Below are 6,237 nucleotides of genomic sequence, written 5' to 3'. Positions count from 1 at the left end.
ATAAACGCCGATTTACGTGGGGTTAGTTAGATGTCGCGTATACTGCCATCCGGGGCGACCATCTTTTTGACGTATTCGATGAAACGGCGGCTTGCGGGGGAGGCCTCCGCGAAGGAGGGGAGGCAGAGGGCGATGTCGCGGTATACCTCCGGCTCGAGGGGCAGGGTGACGGAGCGTTCTTTGTAGCTCTGCATGACCAGCTCGGGGAGGATGCTGACGCCGAGGCCGTTTTCGACCATCGAGAAGACGGTGTGGTCATCGTGCGAGGTGAATTTTATGTTCGGAGTGATGGCGTATTTTTTCAGCAGCCGGTTGGTATCGTAGTCGAAGCCGCGCGTGACGAGGATGAAGTCGACGCCGTTGAAGGCCTCGAGGGGGAAGGATTTTTCTTTTTCCAGCGAATGCCCCTTTGGCAGGATGGCGAGGAAGGGGTCTTTTTTCAGCATCAGCCGGTCGAAGCTGCGTCCAGGCTGCACGCTCATAAATGTGAGGTCCACCGAGCCCTCTTCGAGAGCCTCCTCAAGGGTGCTGATGCCGCCCTCCGTGATGTCGATGTTGATGTTGGGATAGTCCTGCTGGAAGCGCCAGATGATCTTCGGCAGCCAGTGGATGGCGATGCTTGTGAAGGAACCGATGCGCAGCGTGCCGCAGATGAGGCCGTTGATGGCGCTGACGGTCTGGCCGAGGCTCTCGTTCCACTTAGCTATCTCGCGCAGAAGCGGCAGGACCCGTTCGCCCTCTGTGGTGAGGCTCACGCCGTCGCGTCCGCGCATAAAGATGCGGAAGCCGAATTCCTCCTCCACTCCCTTTATCATGTGGCTCACTCCGGACTGCGTATAGCCGAAGCTCTCGCCCGCTTTGGTAAGGTTGCCGCATTCGGCGGCCTTGATGATGACTTCGTATTTTCTGGTATCCATATTGGCCCTCCATCGCCGTCCGGCGTTATTATCTTTTGCGGCGTTTGCCTATATAATAATATACCAAGTCGTATGAGGGGGGCAGGGTAAAGCAGATGAATCTCCGCAAGAATAGTTTTTGTCTTTTTCTGGCCGCGCTTATTTTTTCGTTCTTTATGGGGAGGGCGAATGCCGCCACCCTTGCCGACATCCGCGAGGAGCTGGCGCGTTATCAGACGGAGCCGGCAGCGCGCGCCGCGCAGGTCGTGCGCGACCTGAGGCGGGTGCGGAATATCGAAGAGGGGCTCGCGCGGCAGTATGATATCCCCGTCTCCGAGGTGCTTCGCTATGAATATGAGCTGAGTGAGATCATCAATACTTACTACAGCATCCATTTTCTACAGTTACACACAGGTACTGATAATGACTTTACCCTTAACGACGCACGGCTGAAGGAGCTGACGGCGGCGAAGCCGCCATATTCCTTTGTCTTTTACCTGGGCGTCGTCGAGGATTTTGAGAACTGCCGCCAGTCTTTTATGCTCTGGCAGGAGAACCTTGCGCGCTATCGTGAGGAACTGCGTAAACTTAGCGAGAAGAAGGGCGAGATTGAGAAGGAGTACCGCCTCTGCCGGGAGAAGAGCTCCATTTCAGCGGAGAACCGCCTCAAATATAACTTCGAGCTGCTTATCATCAGAGCGAAGCTTGAACTCTGCTACGCCAGTTATACTTTTTTCGAGAGCAATATAAAGATCGGGGGGCAGGAATTTTCTGAGCTAAAGGAAAAGATCGATACGCTGGAGCAGATCATTAAAAATGTGCGCGCGAATGTCGACTTTTCAGCGGATGACTTCGCCATTCTTGACGCGAGGGTCGACGAGAAGGCGCGGCTGCTGGAGAATACCTTAGTCATGCTTAACGACAAATACAAACTCCTTGGCGAGGTCCGCCGCCGCGTAGAGTTCCAGACGGATTTTGCTAAATACTGGATACCGACGGAGCAAAAGCTGGTGGAGGATGAGACGCTGCTCGTCCTTGACTTTGTCGAGATGTGCTCAGCTACGCGGCTGACGTGGCGCTTAATGGATGATTTATTCTCCGGCAAACTGACGCTTAAGGAACGCCGTGAGCTGCAGGCGCGGATGAAGGCGCTGATAAAACAGTGCCGCGTGAATATTAAGTTTGTTGACGATGATCTTCAGGGGCTGCGTCGTGTGGCTTTGGAGGTGACGCATCGTTTCGGCGAGGACGGCTGGCTCAAGACAAAAGAAGAGATTTCAATGCGCAACGAGTTCCGCGCGAATATTGACGCGCGGATGAACCGCTATCTCTCCTATATTATATTGCTGGGCGAGATGTCGGGGCAGTTCGAGCTGCTGCTTACGGAGACGGAGCGTATGATCGGCGAGGCCAACACCGACGACAAGTTCGAAACTATCTGGCATGACAACGTCGGCGGCCTGCTGGACATGGAGATCTGGAGCATCGACGATTACCCGATCACGGTGAAAAAGCTCAGCCTCGCGCTGATCATCTTCCTTCTTGGCCTGCTGACGACCCATTACGCCGTGGTGCTCACGCGGCGGCATTTTGAGAAAAGGACGGAACGTGTGAGCCGACATAGTTCGCTGCTGATTCAGAATATCGTCTTTTATTTCGGCCTTATCATCTCTTTCCTGATAACGCTGTGGATGTTGCACATCCCGCTGACGGCCTTCGCCTTCATGGGCGGCGCGGCGGCGATCGCCATCGGTCTCGGCACGCAGAAGATCATGGGGGATACCCTCTCCGGTATTTTGCTGCTCTTTCAGAGGAAGCTGCGCATCGGCGACGAGGTGATCATCGGGGATACGCACGGCATCGTCGCCGAGATAACGCTGCAGAACACCGTCCTCGTCTGCCAGCAGTCGCGTCACCTGATAATCCCCAACAGCAAGGTGCTGGAGAGCCCCGTGCTGAATCTGACGCTGAATAATTCTCTCTCCCGCACGGAGATAAGTGTTTCGATCGCCTATGACAGCAATGTCTCTCAGGCGATGGGCATCATCCGCGAGGTTCTCAGCGAAAATCCGAACGTCCTGAAGACGCCGCCCTTCCGTATCATCCTCTCGGAGTTTGAGGACAGCGCGATAAAGTTTACCGCCTTCTTCTTTATCGACCTCAGCAAGGTCTTTGAATCAAACGTGCAGAGCGCTGTGCGTATGAGCATCCTGGATGCCTTCCGTGAGCATAATATTGAGATCCCCTTCCCGCAGACGGAGGTCAAGATCAAGGAATAGTGTTTTTTGTAGTTACTATCTGAATATTTAAGCTTAATTTATAATATAAATTTCTTATTAAATTAAAAATAACCTACGGTTGCTAAAATCTTCCCTCTCTGTTACTATAAAAGTAATTTCGAAGACAATAGGGGGAGATGAAAGCATGAAAATCGGCAAAATGGTCGCCGTAGTAGACTCGCACACATGCGGAGAGCCCACCCGTATCGTCATCGGCGGCGCGCCGATTTTCCGTGGCGCCTCGATGGCGGAGAAGTGGGTGGACTTCCGCCATAATCACAACGATTTTCGCCGCTTTATAATGACGGAGCCGCGCGGCCACGCCGATATGTTTGGCGCGATCATGGTGCCGCCAGTACACAAGGAGGCCGACACCGGCGTCATCTTCTGCGACTCGGGCGGCAGCGTCTCAATGTGCGGTCACGGTTCGATCGGCCTCGCCTCGGCGATGGTGAATCTGCAGATGGTTCAGGTCTTTGAGCCCTATACTTACGTTAAACTCGACACTCCTGTGGGCCTCGTCACGCTTAAGGTCGAGGTCGTAAATGGCGAGGCTGTCAGCGCGACATTGCAGAACGTCCCCTCTTTCGTATACGCGCGCGGCCTCGACCTCTTTCTTCCATCGCTCGGGCGGACGGTGAAGTTTGACGTCTGCTTCGGCGGCAGCTTTTTCGCGATCCTGGACGCTGCGGACTTCGGCCTTGATCTGGTGCCGCAGGAGTCAGCGCGCCTGATCAAGCTCGGCGTCGAGGTGATGGAGGAGGCCAACAGGCAGCATACGGTGCGCCACCCGCAGATACCGATGAATAATAAGATCCTGCTCGCGGAGTTTGGGCTGCACCGGGAGGGGGAGCATGCCCGCAACTGCGTCGTCTTCGGTACCTGCAACGTGGACCGCTCGCCCTGCGGCACCGGCACCTGCGCCAAGATGGCGCTGCTCGCCGACAAAGGCGAGCTCTCGCCCAATGAGCCCTTTTTTCACGAGAGCATCCTCGGCACCATTTTTGAGGGGCATTACGAGGAGGGGCCGATGATCGGAGAATTTCGCTCGATCATCCCCTTTATCAAAGGCAGCGCGAACATCATCGGATTCAACTGGCTCATCAGCCATGAGAGCGATCCTTTACTTCCGGGTTTTCTTCTTCACTAATCGAATGGGCAATATTGCGTAATTTCTCCGCGAAAGCGGCTCCGGCGGGCAAGAACCTTCTCTCGCGCCGGGGCCGCTGCGCTTTTTATATCAAGTTTATGTAAGTATTTATATAAAAAAATAACTATCAGAATGTAATTATCGGCTTTCGCGCCGAAAACCGCCGCTGATATTGGCCTGTGCCATATATTGCCGGCGGTTCGTTTGTAGAAGGCCGATAAAACCGCTTGGAAACAGGATTTTTTCATCTAGGTAAAATTACGTGCCGATAGTGAAATAGAGAAATATTTTGATTTACTTATCTATCGCCTCTTGGCTATACTCTGCGCACAACGAAGGCAGACGAAGGAGGTAATTGTGATGCCGTTAGGTGAGATAATTCTGATGAGCACGATGGGGTTTACGGCACTGGTCTCCGCCGTATTCGCGCTGTATATGCTGAAGGCGACAATTTGGAGCGAACCGGCTGGAACGGCGGTCCCACAGACCGAGGCACAGAGAGCCGGTTGTTAATAGACATTCCTCCCAGGGAAGAGGCGCGGCCCTTGCGGCCGCACTTTTTTTGTATTTTTATACATGATATTTTTTCATACTACATATCTGTTTTTGTCGTTTTACTAATTTATAAAGGGTTGATATCATTTAGCCATAAGGAACAAGTGATTCATAAATAATAAAATTCAGCGGTATATGAGGAGGTCGTCACAATGACATTTGCGGAGATCATGTTGATAGCACTTACCGCCTTTACGGCGGCCGGCAGCTTTTGTTTTGCGGCAGTGATGGTGGTGCGGGAAATATGGAGCGGCGGTCACTGTGATGAAAAAGAGTCCGGGATGGCAGGCGCGCGGAGGCAGCTGCATTCGGTTTGACGTCTGTCCCCGCGCGGCGGATTTTGCTCCTCCTTTCTTTAAAGTAGGCGCGCCGGAGGTTTCTCCGCCGCTTCTTTTTTTATCCCAGCAAACATGATATTTTTTCATGTCACATATCTATTTTTGTCGTTTTACTAATCTATAAAGGGCTGATATTATTAATGCCATCAGGAACGGCCGATTCCGAAGATTTTAAATATAGTACATCCTGAGGAGGTTGTCACAATGGCATATGGAGAAATGTTTATGTATGGGATCACCGTCTTTACAGCGGTCGGCAGCCTTGTCTTTGCGGTCGTTATGGAAATTGGCGAAGTTTGGCGCGATTACGGAAAAGAAAAAGAGGGCGCTAAGGTAGCCGCGAAGGCGATGTAAGAGCTTTGCACGTCATATAAAGAAAGAGTTTACGAGTCTGTCCCCACTCACAGACTATACCCTCTCCCTTTAGATAGGTGCGGCAGGATTTACCTGCCGCACTTTTTGTATGCCTTGCGCAAAGGCGGAATATGTATTTTTTGCGCTAGATGTTCCCCAGGACGACGGTGTTGAGCCGTTTAGCCGCGATTTCCGCCAATCGGCGCAGCAACGCCGTCTCCGTGGGCTTTCTGTCGCGCATGAGTCTGCGGGGGAAGAAGCGTGTGAGATGGAGGGGGATCTTCCTGTCGACTGAGGCGACCCAGGCGGAGAGCGCCGCCATTTCATCGGCGCCGTCGTTTTCCTCCGGTACGATGAGGGTCGTCAGTTCGACGTGGGCTCCGGCGGCGGCTTTCTTTATGAACTCTTTGACCGCCTCCAGATCGCCTCCGAGCTTACGGTAGTATTCGTGTGTGAAGCCCTTGAGGTCGATGTTGTAGGCGTCGATGTAGGGCAGCAGTTCAGAGAGCGTCTCCGCCGAGATGGAGCCGTTGGTGACGGCGGCGTTTTTCAGCCCGCGTTTTTTTACCTCGGCGGCGCAGTCGCGTACAAATTCCCAGCCGACGAGCGGTTCGTTGTAGGTATAAGCGCCCCCCATGTTCCCGATGCCGCCCAGTTAGAAGGCG

General features: G+C 53.4%; 7 protein-coding genes. 5 read left to right on the top strand and 2 right to left on the bottom strand.

Annotated elements, in window-relative coordinates:
• Positions 1-26: 26 nt before the first annotated feature.
• A complete protein-coding gene (locus LIO98_RS01360; protein ID WP_291952573.1) occupies positions 27-917 on the bottom strand; it encodes a LysR family transcriptional regulator in 891 nt (296 codons plus the stop codon).
• A 155-nt stretch (positions 918-1,072) separates the two neighbouring features.
• Between LIO98_RS01360 and LIO98_RS01355 the strand changes: the two genes are divergently transcribed.
• The 5 genes from LIO98_RS01355 (at position 1,073) to LIO98_RS01335 (ending at position 5,572) form a co-directional block, all read left to right on the top strand.
• The gene (locus LIO98_RS01355) at positions 1,073-3,175 is read left to right on the top strand and encodes a mechanosensitive ion channel domain-containing protein (RefSeq protein ID WP_291952571.1); all 2,103 of its coding nucleotides are present in this window, start codon (positions 1,073-1,075) and stop codon (positions 3,173-3,175) included.
• Between the two features lie 145 nt (positions 3,176-3,320).
• Positions 3,321-4,325: a proline racemase family protein gene (locus LIO98_RS01350; protein ID WP_291952568.1), complete on the top strand. Its 1,005-nt coding sequence runs from the start codon at positions 3,321-3,323 to the stop codon at positions 4,323-4,325.
• A gap of 360 nt (positions 4,326-4,685) precedes the next feature.
• Positions 4,686-4,838, top strand: coding sequence for a hypothetical protein (locus LIO98_RS01345; RefSeq protein WP_291952566.1), 153 nt, complete (start codon positions 4,686-4,688; stop codon positions 4,836-4,838).
• Between the two features lie 194 nt (positions 4,839-5,032).
• Positions 5,033-5,197 (top strand): hypothetical protein, encoded by a 165-nt coding sequence (locus tag LIO98_RS01340; RefSeq protein ID WP_291952564.1) that lies wholly within the window; start codon positions 5,033-5,035, stop codon positions 5,195-5,197.
• A 225-nt stretch (positions 5,198-5,422) separates the two neighbouring features.
• Positions 5,423-5,572 (top strand): hypothetical protein, encoded by a 150-nt coding sequence (locus tag LIO98_RS01335; protein WP_157102350.1) that lies wholly within the window; start codon positions 5,423-5,425, stop codon positions 5,570-5,572.
• 145 nt (positions 5,573-5,717) lie between these two features.
• Here the strand turns inward: LIO98_RS01335 and LIO98_RS01330 are convergent, their stop codons facing one another.
• Positions 5,718-6,209: a radical SAM protein gene (locus LIO98_RS01330; protein WP_291952559.1), complete on the bottom strand. Its 492-nt coding sequence runs from the start codon at positions 6,207-6,209 to the stop codon at positions 5,718-5,720.
• Positions 6,210-6,237: the final 28 nt, after the last annotated feature.

This window comes from Cloacibacillus sp. (assembly GCF_020860125.1).
Lineage (GTDB): Bacteria > Synergistota > Synergistia > Synergistales > Synergistaceae > Cloacibacillus.
This window is presented reverse-complemented; position numbering and strand designations above follow the sequence as displayed.

Excerpts from the sequence above, each read along its gene's own strand:
- LIO98_RS01360 (WP_291952573.1), bottom strand. The coding sequence starts at position 917 with ATGGATACCAGAAAATACGAAGTCATCATCAAGGCCGCCGAATGCGGC.
- LIO98_RS01355 (WP_291952571.1), top strand. The coding sequence starts at position 1,073 with ATGGGGAGGGCGAATGCCGCCACCCTTGCCGACATCCGCGAGGAGCTG.
- LIO98_RS01350 (WP_291952568.1), top strand. The coding sequence starts at position 3,321 with ATGAAAATCGGCAAAATGGTCGCCGTAGTAGACTCGCACACATGCGGA.
- LIO98_RS01345 (WP_291952566.1), top strand. The coding sequence starts at position 4,686 with ATGCCGTTAGGTGAGATAATTCTGATGAGCACGATGGGGTTTACGGCA.
- LIO98_RS01340 (WP_291952564.1), top strand. The coding sequence starts at position 5,033 with ATGACATTTGCGGAGATCATGTTGATAGCACTTACCGCCTTTACGGCG.
- LIO98_RS01335 (WP_157102350.1), top strand. The coding sequence starts at position 5,423 with ATGGCATATGGAGAAATGTTTATGTATGGGATCACCGTCTTTACAGCG.
- LIO98_RS01330 (WP_291952559.1), bottom strand. The coding sequence starts at position 6,209 with ATGGGGGGCGCTTATACCTACAACGAACCGCTCGTCGGCTGGGAATTT.